At 36.0% G+C, this 16,186-nt stretch carries 18 protein-coding genes; 9 read left to right on the top strand and 9 right to left on the bottom strand.

What is annotated here, in order from left to right; genetic code table 11:
- Nucleotides 1-299: 299 nt before the first annotated feature.
- Complete coding sequence (locus G4D63_RS04310) at nucleotides 300-1,523, bottom strand: ATP-binding protein (RefSeq protein WP_239585893.1); 1,224 nt, start codon at nucleotides 1,521-1,523, stop codon at nucleotides 300-302.
- A 173-nt stretch (nucleotides 1,524-1,696) separates the two neighbouring features.
- Between G4D63_RS04310 and G4D63_RS04305 the strand changes: the two genes are divergently transcribed.
- The 5 genes from G4D63_RS04305 to G4D63_RS04285 all read left to right on the top strand — a co-directional run bounded on the left by G4D63_RS04305 (nucleotide 1,697) and on the right by G4D63_RS04285 (nucleotide 4,858).
- Complete coding sequence (locus G4D63_RS04305; protein WP_163178012.1) at nucleotides 1,697-2,263, top strand: DUF4256 domain-containing protein; 567 nt, start codon at nucleotides 1,697-1,699, stop codon at nucleotides 2,261-2,263.
- A gap of 172 nt (nucleotides 2,264-2,435) precedes the next feature.
- On the top strand, nucleotides 2,436-3,311 hold the full coding sequence (locus G4D63_RS04300; RefSeq protein WP_163178010.1) for a hypothetical protein: 876 nt from the start codon (nucleotides 2,436-2,438) through the stop codon (nucleotides 3,309-3,311).
- A 203-nt stretch (nucleotides 3,312-3,514) separates the two neighbouring features.
- Complete coding sequence (locus G4D63_RS04295; RefSeq protein WP_163178008.1) at nucleotides 3,515-3,712, top strand: helix-turn-helix transcriptional regulator; 198 nt, start codon at nucleotides 3,515-3,517, stop codon at nucleotides 3,710-3,712.
- Between the two features lie 39 nt (nucleotides 3,713-3,751).
- Nucleotides 3,752-4,141 (top strand): hypothetical protein, encoded by a 390-nt coding sequence (locus G4D63_RS04290; protein WP_163178006.1) that lies wholly within the window; start codon nucleotides 3,752-3,754, stop codon nucleotides 4,139-4,141.
- 144 nt (nucleotides 4,142-4,285) lie between these two features.
- Entirely contained in the window at nucleotides 4,286-4,858 is a 573-nt protein-coding gene (locus tag G4D63_RS04285) for a hypothetical protein (RefSeq protein ID WP_163178005.1), read from the top strand.
- Between the two features lie 88 nt (nucleotides 4,859-4,946).
- On the opposite strand, the gene G4D63_RS04280 is transcribed toward G4D63_RS04285, so the two are convergent.
- Nucleotides 4,947-5,900, bottom strand: a complete 954-nt coding sequence (locus tag G4D63_RS04280; protein ID WP_163178003.1) for a magnesium transporter CorA family protein — start codon at nucleotides 5,898-5,900, stop codon at nucleotides 4,947-4,949.
- A gap of 169 nt (nucleotides 5,901-6,069) precedes the next feature.
- Between G4D63_RS04280 and G4D63_RS04275 the strand changes: the two genes are divergently transcribed.
- Nucleotides 6,070-6,357 carry a hypothetical protein gene (locus G4D63_RS04275; protein ID WP_163178001.1) on the top strand — a complete coding sequence of 96 codons (288 nt, stop codon included), beginning with the start codon at nucleotides 6,070-6,072 and terminating at the stop codon, nucleotides 6,355-6,357.
- A 457-nt stretch (nucleotides 6,358-6,814) separates the two neighbouring features.
- On the opposite strand, the gene G4D63_RS04270 is transcribed toward G4D63_RS04275, so the two are convergent.
- Nucleotides 6,815-7,039: a hypothetical protein gene (locus tag G4D63_RS04270; RefSeq protein ID WP_163177999.1), complete on the bottom strand. Its 225-nt coding sequence runs from the start codon at nucleotides 7,037-7,039 to the stop codon at nucleotides 6,815-6,817.
- A 213-nt stretch (nucleotides 7,040-7,252) separates the two neighbouring features.
- Nucleotides 7,253-8,185, bottom strand: a complete 933-nt coding sequence (locus tag G4D63_RS04265; protein WP_163177997.1) for an ArsR/SmtB family transcription factor — start codon at nucleotides 8,183-8,185, stop codon at nucleotides 7,253-7,255.
- Nucleotides 8,186-8,325: 140 nt separating this feature from the next.
- On the opposite strand from G4D63_RS04265, the gene G4D63_RS04260 reads away from it, so the two are divergent.
- Both G4D63_RS04260 and G4D63_RS04255 read left to right on the top strand, forming a co-directional pair.
- Nucleotides 8,326-9,564: an MDR family MFS transporter gene (locus G4D63_RS04260; RefSeq protein WP_163177995.1), complete on the top strand. Its 1,239-nt coding sequence runs from the start codon at nucleotides 8,326-8,328 to the stop codon at nucleotides 9,562-9,564.
- A 222-nt stretch (nucleotides 9,565-9,786) separates the two neighbouring features.
- On the top strand, nucleotides 9,787-10,167 hold the full coding sequence (locus tag G4D63_RS04255; RefSeq protein WP_163177993.1) for a DUF1232 domain-containing protein: 381 nt from the start codon (nucleotides 9,787-9,789) through the stop codon (nucleotides 10,165-10,167).
- A gap of 77 nt (nucleotides 10,168-10,244) precedes the next feature.
- Here G4D63_RS04255 and G4D63_RS04250 read toward each other — a convergent pair whose 3' ends face one another.
- Both G4D63_RS04250 and G4D63_RS04245 read right to left on the bottom strand, forming a co-directional pair.
- On the bottom strand, nucleotides 10,245-12,044 hold the full coding sequence (locus tag G4D63_RS04250; RefSeq protein WP_239585858.1) for a YhgE/Pip domain-containing protein: 1,800 nt from the start codon (nucleotides 12,042-12,044) through the stop codon (nucleotides 10,245-10,247).
- Nucleotides 12,045-12,046: 2 nt separating this feature from the next.
- A complete protein-coding gene (locus G4D63_RS04245) occupies nucleotides 12,047-14,104 on the bottom strand; it encodes an efflux RND transporter permease subunit (RefSeq protein ID WP_163177989.1) in 2,058 nt (685 codons plus the stop codon).
- 166 nt (nucleotides 14,105-14,270) lie between these two features.
- Between G4D63_RS04245 and G4D63_RS04240 the strand changes: the two genes are divergently transcribed.
- Nucleotides 14,271-14,840 (top strand): TetR/AcrR family transcriptional regulator, encoded by a 570-nt coding sequence (locus G4D63_RS04240; RefSeq protein WP_163177987.1) that lies wholly within the window; start codon nucleotides 14,271-14,273, stop codon nucleotides 14,838-14,840.
- Between the two features lie 44 nt (nucleotides 14,841-14,884).
- Here the strand turns inward: G4D63_RS04240 and G4D63_RS04235 are convergent, their stop codons facing one another.
- The 3 genes from G4D63_RS04235 to G4D63_RS04225 form a co-directional block, all read right to left on the bottom strand.
- On the bottom strand, nucleotides 14,885-15,598 hold the full coding sequence (locus G4D63_RS04235) for a hypothetical protein (protein WP_163177985.1): 714 nt from the start codon (nucleotides 15,596-15,598) through the stop codon (nucleotides 14,885-14,887).
- Nucleotides 15,599-15,790: 192 nt separating this feature from the next.
- Nucleotides 15,791-15,934 carry a YjcZ family sporulation protein gene (locus G4D63_RS04230; RefSeq protein ID WP_163177983.1) on the bottom strand — a complete coding sequence of 48 codons (144 nt, stop codon included), beginning with the start codon at nucleotides 15,932-15,934 and terminating at the stop codon, nucleotides 15,791-15,793.
- A 28-nt stretch (nucleotides 15,935-15,962) separates the two neighbouring features.
- Complete coding sequence (locus G4D63_RS04225) at nucleotides 15,963-16,058, bottom strand: YjcZ family sporulation protein (protein WP_163177981.1); 96 nt, start codon at nucleotides 16,056-16,058, stop codon at nucleotides 15,963-15,965.
- Between the last annotated feature and the right edge of the window lie 128 nt (nucleotides 16,059-16,186).

Below are 16,186 nucleotides of genomic sequence, written 5' to 3'. Positions count from 1 at the left end.
GCATCTATACAAAAGAGTTTAAGATATATCCTCGACTCTTTTTTATTGTTTGTAACTTAGAGAGAGGTTAATCATAGAAAAGTATTCATGTAATCAAGCAATGGCAGCCAAGATACTGGTGGCTACTTGTTAATCATCTTCTGGGTAACTATCAAGTGAAACAGGACTATATAATGAAAAAGTAGTAGCTTAGCCCTTGCCCAAAAAAGAAATTATGCATTCATTGTAATAAAAACCAGAGGTTAGTAAGCCTCTGGTTTTTACAAAGTAATAGATTCGATACAATTAATAGTGAGACATTACTTTGGTAGTGAGATCGTAAAGGTGGTCCCTTTGTCTAATTGACTAGCTACCTTAATTTCTCCGCCGAGCGATTCTACAATTCTATAACAAACCATTAACCCTAGGCCTGTCCCTTTCTCTTTTGTAGAGTAAAAAGGAAGTCCCAACCTTTCTATTTGTTCATTTGTCATACCTTTTCCATTATCCAAAACTTTCAGTAATAGTTTTGTTTCATATTCCTGTAACGAAATTTCAACAATCCCATTAGGTGTTGTATCTAAAGCTTCAATGGAGTTTCTTATCAGATTAATCAGCAATTGTTTCATGTCACTGCTATTTGCATGTAGCATCAAGGACTTATCTACATGATTAAAGATTTGTACATTATGCAAGGTCGCATATGTAGATACTGTTGAAAGTACATAATGAATGTCATCATAGATATCTGTTGTTGTATGGCTATTACTTGTACCTCTTTTTGAAAGTGACAAATAGTCAGAAATAATGTCATTTGCGCGTTTTAATTCATTAAGTGAAATGGAGATATACTCTAAATCTTTATCATTTTTGTTTGATGAAGAAGCTAATAATTGAAGGAAACCCTGAACACTGGTCAATGGATTTCTTACCTCATGTGCTACACTTGCAGCTAATTGGCTTAATACTGCGATTTTCTCAGCATAAATGAGTTCCTTATGAAGCAATTCATTTTCTAGAATGGTTTCAATGATATAGATGGTCAACAATAATGTTAGAACATTAGCAATTGAGAAATAGATATGTATGTAAGGATTAGTATAGGAGTTCTCCCAATAAATAATGGAACTAATTAAAGGAAGCGAAGATGTTGCAATAAAAATATAGGTACAGCTTATAAATAACTTTCTTCCTAGCTTCCAGTTTGTGTAATTTTTGCGAATTTTAATGACAAACAATATGGAAAGAAGAATTAGCAAAAAGGCAGGATACATACCGTCTCCACCTATGCCGAGCCGGATAAAGACAAAAAATAAGGCACAACTTAGACCTACGAAAGGTCCCCCATATATATAAGATAAGTAAAGTGGGACCCAACGTAGGTCCATTAATCTACCATCTGAAATGCTTATAGGATTTTGTATAGAAAGAAAGATAGAGAAAAAACATGTGATACAGAAAAGAATATTTCGATAAAGTATCGATTTCACTTTTCTATTTAACACAGCATAGAAGAATAAAATGGGAAATAAAACACAAATCATTTGTATAAGTAGCTGATGAATTTCATGTGTCATGGTTACGAATGACTCCTATTCAACGTTTAGTAAGAATCTAGAATATATACTAACATGAATAGTAAAAAAATTCGTTCGACTATAGAAATAATGGGAAATATTATATTAATTTATGAGTAATAACAAGGGGGGAAGAAAATATGACTGTGAGAAATAAGGAATTATCATTTGAAAAACGTGAAGAACTACTTAATACCCTGAAAGCACGTTTTGAGAAAAACATGAAGCGACACCAAGAGGTAGACTGGACCCATGTGCAAGAAAAGTTAGGAGCGAATCCAGAAAAACTGTGGTCACTGTATCAAATGGAAGAAACCGGTGGAGAGCCAGATGTTGTGGGCTATGATGAAAAATCAAATGAATATACTTTTTATGATTGTTCAGCAGAAAGTCCCAAAGGCCGTAGAAGTATTTGTTACGATCGTGAAGCACTGGAGGCAAGGAAAAAACATAAACCAGAAAATAGTGCTATGGATATGGCGAATGCGATGGGCATCGACATGTTAACGGAAGAACAATACCGAGAGCTGCAGAAGGTGGAGCATTTCGATAAGAAAACGTCTAGCTGGGTGCAAACACCGGATCATATTAGAAACCTTGGTGGGGCCTTATTTTGTGATTGTCGCTATGAAACGGTCTTTGTTTATCACAATGGAGCAGATTCCTACTATGGTGTTAGAGGGTTTCGTGGTTCGCTAAGGGTTTAAGGTCGACCATTGACTTCAAACCCACAGGGTTTGCATGATTAATTATTGATTGGCCAATATCGATCAGGCTTGAAAAAAAAAACTTCTAATTTTAAGAAGAATCGCATTAAATCAACTCATTAACTAATAATATAACCAATCCGTTTTATTTGCAGGTTAGGGGTTGTTGTTTGTGAATACCTTAATAGGAATATCTTCAAGAATTAATATAAACAAAAGTATGCCATTTATCTTTTTAGCAATCATTCACTTTCTCTTATTAGGTGTAACTTTCTATAAAAAGGGTAATAAGACATTTAGTCTCTTGTTTATTAGCATTGGAATAGGATATGTATTCGAATACTTTGTCTTAAATGTTTTCAAAATGTATAAATACAACCCAAATATCTTTAAAAATAAATGGATAGATTCTGTATTTGGAGCACTATTATCACAATCGGTTTATATACCCATTTCTGCAACAATACTAACTATGTTTAAATTAGGTTGGAAATGGAGAATAGTTGCTGCTTCAATATATGGCGTTATTGAGCGTTTATTTATTCACTGGGGCATTTATAAAAATAAAACATGGAGCACGTTTTTAACAATTACGGCAATGCCCATTTATTTCTATATTGTTGCAAAGTGGTGGGACGACGTTCTAAATGGGGAAAGAGTAAAAATATATATTTCCATTTTCTTTGGTTATTGGATTAGTTATACAAATATTTTATATTTTTGCCTAGTGTTGTTTAAAAAGTATCGATTCCAGATCGGTATTCTGAAAGAGAAATATTGGGAACACTTCATTCTTGTCCCTATTTATACATGTATCTCAGCAATCATCGGGTCCGTCAATACTATATATTCAAGCCAGGAATCAAAGTGGAAAGGATTACTTGTTCTTCATGCATTTGATCGTGTTTTATTTAAATATAAAGTCATAAAACCGAGTACAAAGTTCAATTTATATTCTCTCATCCCCATACATTTATTTGTGTTATTCTTTGGTGAAAACATTAAATCTAGATTAAATGATTATGTTGCTATTAGAGATAACCAGTAACGGAATAAGTCTATTGGGATGAGTGTATAGACTATTAGCTTTAATCGTTCAGGCATCTCCGATAATATCTGGTTGAACAAGTTAAATAGAGATTTTTTTGTTACACATCTGATATCTAAGATGTGTTTTTTTTATGTAAAGTATCCTTTACAGTAAAGTTTGCTTTACATTACAATAGTATCTAGAGGGGAAGGTTTGCTATTATGAAAAACCGAATGAAACAATTAAGGCAAGAACACGGCATCTCTCAAGAACAAATTGCAGAAATGTTGGGTGTGTCTCGACAGACAATTATTTCAATCGAAAAGGGACGTTATAATCCTTCATTGCCCCTAGCTATCCAAATTGCACGCTGTTTTAACACAATCGTGGAAGAGGTTTTTCTTATAGAAGAGGAATAGTTTAGCAAGTTTATACTTGCTTTGTAGGAGATGATGATCATGCAAATGAGTAGTAAAGCAGGGAGAAGGACTTTCTTAATAGTAGGAATCATATCTTTAATTAATAGTCTGATCATAAGTTTTGCGAGCCTATCCGTTGGGGAATTCTTTGTTGGATATGAACTGGTTTTCTTAGGGACAACAGTGATGACTTTTTGTTTAGCATATCTTTATCCGCAATTTAAAGAGAATGATGAACGCTCAAAAAGAATAAAAGAAAAAGGAATGTTTTTTAGCTATTTTTTTATCTTAGGGTATATGGCCATTCTCATGCCACTTCTTCAATTTGAAGTCGTTAATTTAAATGGATATCAGACAGTTTGTCTATTGACAACATTGACGATTATCACTGTTTTTTCATCATTTGTTGTGTTGTCAAAACGTTACTAATCGTAATTTGTGAGCGAATCCTTTAACTAGGATTCGCTCTTTTTGTTTTAGGCTGTGATAAAACACAAACATAATATATCCTTTTCTTGACAAACTATTAACAATCTATCAGTAAAAGTAGGAGTGGAAGGAGAAAAGAAAATCTTGAGGGAGCAAATGCTAGATAATATTAATAAATTAGAACATGAACTTACCACACTCATAGATCAATATTGGTGGACATTTTCATCATTTGATACCATGCAATTTTGGATGGCTGTTGCAACTTTTGTTTTACCTTTACTTGCTTTTTACTTATTTGTAGATTGGAAAAAATTATTTCTAGTCTGTTTTTATGGCTATACATACCATGTGCTTCTCTCTTATTTAGATGCTTTCATGAATAGACACAACTACTGGGAGTACGTATATTTTATGATCCCTTTTTTAACATCAAATATTGCAATTGATGCTTCTCTTCTTCCTGTCTCGTACCTTTTATTGTATCAATATACTTTAAACAAAAATAAGAACTTCTATCTTTATGGTTTGGTAGTAAGTCTGTTTTTTGCTTTCATTTATGCTGGAACACTTCAATGGCTAGGATTCTATAGATTAACGAATGGAATGAATAACTTCTACCTTTTTTTAATTGATTATGGCCTAGCACTTTTGGCTTATTGGTTTACAAGTATTTTTCTTTATTTAAGTAAACGGAAAACCAGGCAGGAAATCTAAAGAGCAGCACAATGAAGTGGTGCTCTTTTATAATGGACTACCATGTTGCACAAAGAGCAAGTGGTATCAGATCTTATTCGAACTCACCTTAATAATCATTTCCCTTACCCCACCATCCCTTTCTACGGAAGAATAGGGCAATCGACAAGCCTGTTAGAAGCATTAAAATCAGGGCATATAGATAGCCGTAATTCCACTTCAACTCTGGCATCTTTTCAAAATTCATTCCATATAAACCAGCTAGAAAAGTCATAGGTAGAAAAATGACGCTTACGAGAGTCAATGTTTTCATAATCGCATTGGAGTGGTCCGCTTTAAGTGTCATCTGTAGATTGAAAATACTGTTTAAACTTTCTTTAAATGTGTCGAGTCCATTTATAACTCGAGCGTAGTTATTACTTAGACTTTCTATAAAATATCTTGATTCCTCGTTATTGTAAGGGAATTTCTCAGAACTCATCGTTTCCATTACGTCTTCTTGAGCTTCAATCGTTTGTCTTAACTGGTGTAGTGTTGCTTTCCAGCGATAGACACTTCTAGCAATTTTGTTTTCAAATGGATCTTTAAATACTTTTTTCTCTAAGCTTTGAATTTCATCAGCGATCTGGTCAATAATTTCAAGATCTTGAGAAATTGTTTGATCAAAGATATGAAAAAGAATCATTCCCACATGTGACATGCTTTCTGGATGATCCATAAACGGTTGTTCTAGGTTTTTAGCTAGATGGAGATCATTTTCAACCTTTGATACGACATAATTATGACCAACTAGGATGGTGATTTTCGCTTCAGTATAATCCTGCTGAATCGCAATTAGAGAAATAATAGCCTCATTTTTAAACACATCTATTTTCGGGATATCACTATATTCCTTTAGCCCTTTTAATGCCAAAGGATGAATGTCTAAACTACTGATAAAATGATCAAATTGATCCGAATTAGTTGGATGAAAATGAATCCATGCAATTTCTTCATTGGAAGTAGGAAGGGAGAATTCATCTTTTTTAGTAACGGTGTTATTCCTAGTTGAATAGATCAGCATTTTTAAATGTCTCCTAAATTTTTATTATCTTATTTTGTGTAATTATTGGGGAATTATTTTGTCTTGCTAAGTTGAGTAAAGGATTACCTATCTAAAGTTACATGAAATCAGAAGGAGGTTTAGAAGTCCGACACCTTGGGGATTATAAGGAAAAAAGTGGAAGGTTATAGTGGAGAAATTTAAGCAGATACAGGAACTAAATGCAGAACTACGAGAACTTTGTTTAGATTACTTTTTCAGTGAAGTACTCTTTTCTATGGAATGGTGGATTATCATCTGTTCATTTATTATTCCATATATTATCTTTTGGAAGTTAGTAGATAAAAGCCGTATAAAAGAAATTTTATATGTAGGTGTAATGATTGCGTTAATTTCCTATATCCTGGACCAAATAGTTGCGGGAGCGGGCTTATGGACTTATCCATATACTCTCACACCACTTCCAAGAGAAGTGTAGGATCCTGCTGATTTTGCGATTATTCCTGTATTTTATATGTTGATGTATCAGAGGTTTCAAAAGTGGAAAAGTTATCTTTTTGCACAAGTAGTATTTGCGTTCTTTGGAGCCTTCGTTGGAGGTAATGTTTTTCAATGGTTGGGAATTTACGAACTACTTAAATGGAAGCATATATATTCTGTACCAATCTATCTTATTATGGGTATTGTTGTTAGATGGGTTATGTTGAAACTAAACAAAATTCAACAAAACGCAGTGTAATTATTTTTCAAGGACAACCAATATTTTGGATGGTTGTCCTTTTGTATAGTGGGGGAGTTGTAAAACAAAAAAAGCCCTCCATGCTTGTTCGAAAGGTCTTTAGAGGATGCATGATGTGATGAGCAGAAAAGATCTAGTTGGTTTGTGTGAAGAACTAAGATAACCATAGAGAATTTATAGTGGTATTGTGATGCTTCTATTTTAGCTTCGTGAAAATCTTCCCATTATTTAACTCACACCAATCATCTAACTCGTCATAGGTTTCCATCTTTCCGTATTTTTCATGGAAAGTTTCTTTATTTTGAAAAACTTCCATTTCACCATTTTCTAATAACATAGTCATTTGAAAGGGATTTAGTTTGAATACTGTTGAGACAGCAATCAATTCCCCGATATGAACAACGTCAGCAACATTTTTCATTATTTCTCTCCTTTGTAGTTGAAGATAGAAATCTGGCTGTTAAGGAAAAGTGCCATTTGTGAAAACGATCATGTTAGAGTGAAAAATTCTGTAATGATACTAGTATTTTTCAGTTAGTATGATACTATGTGTGATTTACTAAATGTGTTTTGAAACAGGTGGACACAAAAAAGAGCTTGGTACGTAAACCAAACTCTTTTATAGAGATTTTAATCAACCAGAAATAATCTCTTCCAAGTAATTCTTAAATTCAGTAGGGAAGTTCTTTCTTAATCCATAATAACCGTAGCTTTGTCGGTCCCCAACTTCATATAACGTAACTAGCCTTGCAGCCTTAAGGAAAAGAAGATGGTGATGAACAGTTCCCTTAGTCGTTCCTAATTCAGAAGTGATTTCCTTGAAAGTCTTTTTGCCCTGACTAAGAAATCTAATAATGTCTAATCTACGACCGTCAGATAAGGCTTTAGCAATGTTTATGATTTTTTGATTCATAATTAAATCTTTAGATTGAACGTCATCAGGTGGATAACAAGTTACAGCCATATCACCAAAGGTATAGCTGGTGAAGTAAGGCGAGAAATGTGTGGAAGGAAAAATCTTTAACACCTTGATTGGTAACCTTTCATCAATAACTAAGCCACCTGTCAAATCCTCTATAAAGTCTTCTTTATTTATTCGTTCCTCTAACCCTTGTCTTTGTCTCATAACATCATCTTTAAGACTTGTTGAAAAAGATTGCTCATACTTGTGGAAATAACGATCATACCAATCCTTTAAAAAAGTAGATGCAGTGCTATGTTGTGAAGACAAATCAGTTGGGAGTGAAAACTTTTCGTCTAAATAGGGTTCAACCAATAAATAAATGTCACCAGCTGTCAGTGAAGAAAACCAGTTAAGATAATCGTTTACAGTATCGCTTTTGGGGCAAAGCCAGGTCAAAAGCTTCATCAACTCTGGATAATTCGATTTTTGTAATTCTAGCTTATCTAGTTTTCGATCTTTAAATTGTAAGTCCCTCTCTGTAAACCATTCGGTTCCAATATCCAAGCCTTTTATAAATTTATCTGCTGGTGGGTGAATATGAAAACAAAAGCTCCCGACCAATTCATGCACAATCGAATGATCAATTTCAATACGAAATGTCATACTACCACTCCTTGTTTAACCTTCCTTCATTGTAAACGTTTAAATAACTGTTGACAACTTTATTTATTTTATTATTATTAAATATATAATACGTTTTACAATTGTTAAACAAAATATAAAACGCAAGGTGGTTAAACAATATGAAGGGTATGTTGAAGTCTTTCTTTCTTTTTCAACCCATTGTTCGTGTGTTATTAATTGGAACAGTCTTTATGTTTATTGGTATTTCAATGAGCAGTCCTTTCTTGGCCATTTATCTAGCCAAAAACATGGGCTTGTCTGCAACTGTGATTGGGACGATCATTGGTTCAGGAGCTATTGCTGGAATGATAGGTGGTTTTCTAGGAGGTGTGGTGTCTGATAAGGTCGGCAAAAATAAGTTACTTGTCCTATCTCTATTTACATCAGCCTTTGTGTTTATCGGCTATGCAACAGTAAATGAGGTTATCTTTTTATACTTGCTTTCTTCGTTGAGTGGATTGAGTAACACTATTTTTCACACCGTATCACGCGCAATGATCTCCGAATTAACAGAAAAACAGGAAAGGACCCAGGCTTTTGCATTTCTTAATTTAGCTTTAAATATAGGTTGGGGTGTTGGTCCATTACTAGGTGTTGCTTTTGGTGTTTCAGGAACCGCCACTCCATTTCTAATAACCGCCTTGATTTTTGTTTTATATGGGTTCATATTGGTTTATCAAGTGAAATCCATGCAAGAATCAGCAGGTGATCTGGAAAAAAAGGATGTTGCACCAGAGTTTTCAGTGAAAAATGTTTTTCATACACTTAGAAAAGATACCGCCTTAATGATGTTCGTTATTGGAAGCATTTTGTTAACCACAGCCTGGGGACAATTTACCGTGCTTCTTTCTCAACATCTACTGATTGAATTCCCTAATGGTGGAGAAATATTCGGAATCATGTTAGTCATCAACGCTATTGTCATTGTTATGATTCAACTACCAATAGCGAAATGGGCAGAGAAAAAGTCGCTAAAACTTATGATTAATCTAGGCGTAAGTATGGTTGCAATCGGTCTTATAGGCTTTGGCTATTCATCAACTGCACTCTTTCTCTTTGCGTCGATGATTATTTTTAGTTTGGCAGAGGCTTTGTTAAATCCATTATTTAGTACGTACATTGACAAATTATCACCAGCCCATTTAAAGGGCTCGTATTTTGGTGCGACAAACCTAACCATGCTAGGTTTGTTACTTAGCCCTGTGTTAGGTGGATTTATACTGGACACATATGGTGGGAGTGTCTTGTATTCAGTGTTCGGTACCTTGGCTGTAGTTAGTTTAATCTTTTATGGTATTAGCTTAAAGTGTTACGAAGGAAATCAACAAGTTGTTTTGATTGAACAAGAGGTCGTATAAAGAATCGCACTTCTAGCTTTTTGTGCTAGACGTTTTGTCATTAGAGAATAGATATGGTTCTAAGATAAAAGGCCACTGATCCTAGCAGGATTAGTGGCCTTTGTTGTTGAAATAAATGTGGATTATTAGAGAGTTGAGAAGGAAAGACAGAAAAAATTGATGCTAAGAGAAATATCAAAGGATGTGTAATGCTTTTGAATTTTTTTATGGGGAGAAAACTTCGTGAGGAAAATTAAGGCTTGGGCGAAAAGGTTAAAACAGCAAATCTTTGTACTTTACTTAGCTTATAAAGATGAAAGAGTACCTTGGTATGCTAAAATATTTACAATTTGTGTAGTAGCTTATGCGTTTAGTCCGATTGACTTGATTCCTGACTTCATACCGATACTTGGTTACTTAGATGATGTTATAATCGTGCCACTAGGTATAATATTTGCATTAAAAGTGATACCTAAGGAAGTCATATCAGAATGTGAAGTGAAAGCAAAAGAAGTGATGAAAAATGGTAAGCCGAAAAATTGGATAGTAGGTTCAGTCATCATATTGTTATGGAGCATCATTTTATGGTGGGTTATTTTAAAGGTTTATCAGTTAAGCAGCTAAAGGGTTCTATAGTATTTCAAGAACGAATTAAATAAGCAAAGGCTTAGAGACTCGTTTTCTCTAAGCCCTTTTTCGTCTTACCTGAACAGATCCAAAAACAACTCCCAAAACCCTTTATCTTCTTTAGGCTTTGCTTGCTCTGCTTCTGGTTCTACTATTTCAATACTTTCGGTCTTGAGCACAAATTGGACAGAATGAACTTTTTCATTTTTAGGTGAAACAAAAGAGACGGGCTCGAAGTCCGATTTATCGTACTCTGCAATCATCTGATTAATTTCCTCTTTTATTTGCTCCGGAAGATCCTTAGTTTCTTGATATAATTCATCTGTTCCGTTGTGAAGCTCATCAACACCATCTTCTAAACCAGCAGTTCCTCCTGATAGATCTACAATTCCTGAGTGGAGACTGCTATAGGAAGAAGATAATTGGCTGATCCCCTTTGTATAGGAAACTAATCCAGAGTGGAACTCACCGTAATTTGCTGCCAATCCTGCAATTCCTTGTTGGAGTTCTTCTAATGCGCTTAGATCCATTTCCTCAATTGAGGTGGTAAGCTCAGTTGCAAGGGCAGTCAGTGTGCCGCTCATCAAGGTGACTGCTTCATTCGTTTGAGTTAATGCTGGTGCGACAGCGTCAAAAGCACCTTTTACAGAAGAATAAGTTGCTTTAACCGTTTGTGCTGCTTGGTATGTTGCAAGTAACTGCTCAACAACAGAAGAATCTGCATTGCTAGTTGTTATGGCAGCAATCTCTTCATCCGTTAGTTGAACATCAGGAATACCTTGAATGGATCCATCTAATGCTTGATACGCGATCGTGTAGTTTTCTTGTAAGTTAGTTAACCCAGTAACTGTATCAGTTAAACCAGCTGCAAGTTGTGTAAGGCCCGCTGGTAATTCAGTCAAACTGGTTAAATCTAGCTCAGATGAACTTGCTAAAAGTGAAGCATTGATTGTCTGTAGGGCTTCACCAATCCTTTTGGATGCACTCACTATTTCAGAGGATGCCCCACCTGCTTGAGATATGCCATTATGATATTGAACAGAGCCCTTTCGTAGAGCTGCTGCTCCACCATTTAGTTGAGATACACCATCCTCTAAGTCTGCAACACCACTATTTAATTCGCCAATAGCATCTGATAATGTCGCCATATCTTCTGTCATATGATCCATTTCCGATGTATCAATCGGAAGGGTGGACGGAAGGGCTGCAATTTGGATGCCGTCAAACTCAAAGGACTGGGCATCTGCTGTTATCGTAAGTGTTTCAGCTTCTCCAGGCATCACAGTAAACGTAATTTGCTTATCTTTTCCAGCATTCGCGATAATCCCGTCCGTCGCATCGATATTTCGGTACGTATTTGGCAGTAACAGTGAAACTTGTAAAAGATAATTCTCAAAGAACACAGTATTCCCATTCTCATTTGCTTTTGTTTCAATAATAATCTCTACTGATCCTGACTTTCCTGCAAGTGCTACTGGGTCAATTTCCTGTCCGTCTAATTTATAAGAAATCGTAACATCCCATGGTAATTGAGTATCATCTTCCAGATTTCCTTGATAATAAAACTTTCCCTCAGGCGCATCAATTCGTACGATTTGCCCTTCTTGTTGTAACTCCTTTAAATCGGTAAGATTTTTTACGCTTGTATATGTTCCATAATCGATAATACTTCCTGCTGAAGCCATATCTATTGTATTTACCACATAGAGATCATTTAAAGCTCCATTTGCATTCAAAGTGGCATATACGACTTCATCCTTTGAGGTGAACTTGCCTTCTATTAATTCTGCCTTTACTAGGTTTGTATTCACTAGAAATGAAGGCAAGAAGAGGGAACAAGATAGTGCAACTACAAGTAACTGTTTTTTTCTCATCATCATTTCTCCTCGTAAAAATTTGATTTGTAGGTTGTCTTTCTAATCAGTTTATCAAATACAAAAAGCATTGCTGGCAAGACGCAAACAACCATGATAAAGGCTAGTAAGGCCCCGCGACCTAGTAGTAATCCGATCGAACCGACAATTGGATTAGAAGACGTAATCCATAATATAAATCCAACACTGGATAAAATCGCAGCCGAGATCGAAATGGAGAACGTTTTTTCATCCACTGTTTTCACAATCGCTTGATAGGCTGACATTTCCTTTCGATGATGCTGATAAGCCTCTGTCAACAAGATGGCATAATCAACAGTTGCAGCAAGCTGCACGGTACTGATGATTAAATATCCTACAAAGACAAGTGGAGATTCTGTAAAGTAAGGAATCGATAAATTAATCCAGACTGCCGCTTGTATGGTAATCAATAAGACAATCGGAATCGTAATGGATCTAAACGTAACCATCAGCACAATTGCAATCGTAATAACGGTGATCAAGTTTACAACCACATTATCTTTAGCTACCGTATTTTTAATATCATATAAAGTGACACTTTCGCCTAGGCTTAGTGCTTTTTCACCATAATACTCCTCAGCCGTATCCTGAACCTGTTGGACAATGGCAAAAGGTATATCCCCCTCAGTTCCTTGATTTGTGTTGATGACAATTCGGCTGTAGTTCTCAGAGTAGAATTCATTTGTAATCGACTCATCTAAAAATTCTGGTGGAATCACCTGTCCTACCATATTGACATAGGCAATGACACTTGTAACATAATCTAGCTCTTCTAGGTCTTGGACAAGCTCCGTTTCCTTCGCAACATCTCCGCTAGGAACTAATAGCACAAGTGGTGTCGCTTCCCCAAACGCCTCTTTAATGGCGATAAAATCACTGCCAGCACGAGATGTTTCTGGAAGTTCCCCAAGTCCATATGTAAAGCCAGTATTACTTTGTGCCAAAAAGGCTGGAATCAGAATGATAAAAATAATGAGTAAGCTTGGAAATCGTAACTTTAACATAAACTTTCCAAGTCCTTCAAAGCTAGGTACAAAGTTTTTATGCTGTGTTTTGTCCATCCATTTATAAAACAGTAACGTTAATGCTGGTAAAAACACCATAACGCTGATAAAGCTTAACACAATCCCTTTTACTAAGTTTACACCTAAGTCAGAGCCAATTTTAAACTCCATGAAGGTAAGGGCGATAAATCCGAAAAAGGTAGTGGCAGCACTTGCTGTGATCGCCGGAAATGACTTTTTCATGGCAAGCTGCATCGCTTCTTCTGGACTATTCATTGTCTTTCGATATTCATGGAAGCTATGTAGCAAAAATACTGCATAGTCGAGTGAAACGGCTAGCTGTAGGATCGGGGCAACGGATTGCGTAACAAAGGATACCTCACCAATAAAGATGTTCGTTCCTAAGTTAATCAAGACAGAAACACCGATGGCGGTTAAAAATAAAATCGGTTCAACCCACGAAGTTGTCGAGATGATTAAAATAAAGATGATGATTGGAACTAACAGAATCGCTGCATACATGGATTCATTTCCAGCCATTTTCTGTGAGGAGGCTGTGTTAATTGCTTCTCCAGCAATTGCACCATTCTCACCAATCAATTCATAAATTGCATCTGTTATTCTAACCTCATCACCAGCCTCAACACTGATGGAGAACAGAGCATTTTCATTTTTATAGTAAGTTTCAATCATCTCTTGATCAGCCATTTCTAAAGGTGTCTTCAAATCCACCACATCATCCAACCAGATGACTTCAGAAACACCTTCAATTGCCTCCATCTCTTCTTTAAGAGTGAGTGCCTCTTGTAAGGATACGTCCATTACCATGACTCTTGTGTTTGGAACTGAGGCGGTAAACTCTTGTTCCATCACTTCTAAAGCTTGAGTGGATTCCGCATCATCAGGCAAGTAATCCACCATATTGTAATTGACTGATACAAAAAATTGAGCAATAGCAGAGAGAACCGTAAATAGTGCAAACGCAATAACTACGGCTTTTTTATGTTTTAGAATAGTAGCTGATAAATTGTTCATAATTCACCCTCTCTTGAACCTTTCGCATTTTCACTTTATCATTATATAAACACTGTGTTGGATATACAACAAACAGCTTACAAACATACGTCTAGTTCACAACAGATTGTGATTATATGTTGGATATCTCTTGATATTCCGAAAAATGTGGAAAGGGTCGTTCATTTTGAGTGCTAAAATAGACAGACGAAAAAAATATACACAGATGGTGCTAAAGGATAGTCTCATCCAATTATTGAAGAATAAACCTATTTCTAGTATGACCATCAAAGAAATTTGTGAAATGGCAGATATTAATCGTTCTACCTTTTATTCGCATTATGCTAGCCAATATGATCTGCTACATTCGATTGAAGAAGAATTAATACAGGATATGATTGCTACCCTGAGCCAATATAGCTTTTCGAAAGAAGAAGACACACTGCTCATGACAGAAAAAATCTTAGAGTATATTGCGAAGAAACATGAATTATGCCAAGTCCTCTTAAGTGAAAATAGCGATATTCATTTTCAGAAAAAGGGGATGTTGATTATGAAGGAACATATTTATAAAAATTGGATGCCCAATAGTCAGCTCGACCAAGGATCTCTTGATTACTTAAGTTTGTTCGTCGTAAGTGGCAGTATACACGTAATCAAGAATTGGCTAGATAAAGGGATGGACAAGACTCCAAGAGAGTTGGCTGAGACTCTTACAAACTTCACCAGTAAAGGATTATCTGACATTGTGAAATGAGTGGAACCTACTGAAAAAAGCTGCAAAAGCAGCTTTTTAAAAGATTATTGTTGACTGTAATAATTCCCTTGTCCAAACTGATTTCCACCAAACTGTTGATTGGCTGATTGCTGATTTTGTTGTCTAACCTGTTGAGCATCTGTTCCAACAAATCCTTGTTGGAATGCAGCTTGAGGTCCTCCAGTGAATGGCCCACCTTGGTACTGATTAGTAAAAGGTTGTTGGTTTACATATTGTTGTGGTCCGCCAGTATTTCCACCATATTGATATGATTGCTGTTGGCCAACACCATAGTCTCCACCTTGAGCCGACTGTTGATTTTGTTGTCTAACCTGTTGAGCATCTGTTCCAGCGACCCCATGTTGAAACACAGCTTGTGAGCCCCCAGTAAAATGTCCACCTTGGAACTGGTTATTAAAAGGTTGTTGGTTCATATATTGCTGTGGTTGGTATTGTTGGCCACTACCATAGTTTCCACCTTGAGCAGATTGTTGATTTTGTTGTCTTACCTGCTGTGCATCTGTCATAGCAAACCCATGTTGGTATGACGCTTGAGGTCCTCCAGTGAATTGTCCACCTTGGAAATGAGTGTTGAAAGGCTGTTGGTTCATAAATTGTTGGTGTTGTTGTTGCCCTCCACCGTAGTTTCCAGCTTGAGCCGATTGTTGGTTTTGTTGTCTAACATGTTGTACGTCAGTTCCAGAAATCTGATTAGAAAAAGGTAGGTTTTGTCCATATCCTTGGTTAAAGTTGTTCATATCATAACCTCCACAAAATAAGATGATGAAGCAGAGTTAGTTTCTCTTTGTTCATCTCTAATCATGCGGTTTCACATCTAGCATTTATCTTCTCCAATGCCAATATTAATGAGGTATAAGAGCATTTTAAAAAGGGAAGCTTTATGTACTGATACAAAAAAAGCTCCACAACTTGTGGAGCCTTCCAGTATATTAAGCCCAGGCAGAGCCAACGATGATTAGTAAGATGAATAGAACAACGATTAACGTAAAGGAACTACCTGTCGTAAAACCTCCTGTTACAGGAGCGGTATATCCAAATCCATAACCTCCGCAACCTAATCCAGTACCAAACATGAAAACTCCTCCTTTTTAAGTGTTTGAATTAGTATCCAACGTAAGCTGATCCCACGATGATTAATAAAATAAATAATACGACAATCAACGCGAATCCAGCACCATAACCTGTTACTGCACTCATTCTAACACCTCCAAAGTGATTCATTCGATATATCCTATGTAGAAGGTCCATGAATTCGGGTGGGTGATTGCCCAATAAACGCAAAACTGGGTATGTGCGGATTTTGATACAAATGACGGACGAACTCC

This window comes from Bacillus mesophilus (genome assembly GCF_011008845.1).
GTDB classification, from domain to species: Bacteria; Bacillota; Bacilli; order Bacillales; family SA4; genus Bacillus_BS; species Bacillus_BS mesophilus.
Note: the sequence above shows the minus strand (reverse complement) of the source record. Positions and strands in the feature narration are given on the sequence as shown.

What these genes read in the sequence shown, in the direction of transcription:
- G4D63_RS04310 (WP_239585893.1), bottom strand. Translation starts at nt 1,523, where the DNA reads ATGATTTGTGTTTTATTTCCCATTTTATTCTTCTATGCTGTGTTAAAT.
- G4D63_RS04305 (WP_163178012.1), top strand. Translation starts at nt 1,697, where the DNA reads ATGACTGTGAGAAATAAGGAATTATCATTTGAAAAACGTGAAGAACTA.
- G4D63_RS04295 (WP_163178008.1), top strand. Translation starts at nt 3,515, where the DNA reads ATGAAAAACCGAATGAAACAATTAAGGCAAGAACACGGCATCTCTCAA.
- G4D63_RS04290 (WP_163178006.1), top strand. Translation starts at nt 3,752, where the DNA reads ATGCAAATGAGTAGTAAAGCAGGGAGAAGGACTTTCTTAATAGTAGGA.
- G4D63_RS04280 (WP_163178003.1), bottom strand. Translation starts at nt 5,900, where the DNA reads ATGCTGATCTATTCAACTAGGAATAACACCGTTACTAAAAAAGATGAA.
- G4D63_RS04270 (WP_163177999.1), bottom strand. Translation starts at nt 7,039, where the DNA reads ATGAAAAATGTTGCTGACGTTGTTCATATCGGGGAATTGATTGCTGTC.
- G4D63_RS04265 (WP_163177997.1), bottom strand. Translation starts at nt 8,185, where the DNA reads ATGACATTTCGTATTGAAATTGATCATTCGATTGTGCATGAATTGGTC.
- G4D63_RS04260 (WP_163177995.1), top strand. Translation starts at nt 8,326, where the DNA reads ATGAAGGGTATGTTGAAGTCTTTCTTTCTTTTTCAACCCATTGTTCGT.
- G4D63_RS04250 (WP_239585858.1), bottom strand. Translation starts at nt 12,044, where the DNA reads ATGAGAAAAAAACAGTTACTTGTAGTTGCACTATCTTGTTCCCTCTTC.
- G4D63_RS04245 (WP_163177989.1), bottom strand. Translation starts at nt 14,104, where the DNA reads ATGAACAATTTATCAGCTACTATTCTAAAACATAAAAAAGCCGTAGTT.
- G4D63_RS04235 (WP_163177985.1), bottom strand. Translation starts at nt 15,598, where the DNA reads ATGAACAACTTTAACCAAGGATATGGACAAAACCTACCTTTTTCTAAT.
- G4D63_RS04230 (WP_163177983.1), bottom strand. Translation starts at nt 15,934, where the DNA reads ATGTTTGGTACTGGATTAGGTTGCGGAGGTTATGGATTTGGATATACC.
- G4D63_RS04225 (WP_163177981.1), bottom strand. Translation starts at nt 16,058, where the DNA reads ATGAGTGCAGTAACAGGTTATGGTGCTGGATTCGCGTTGATTGTCGTA.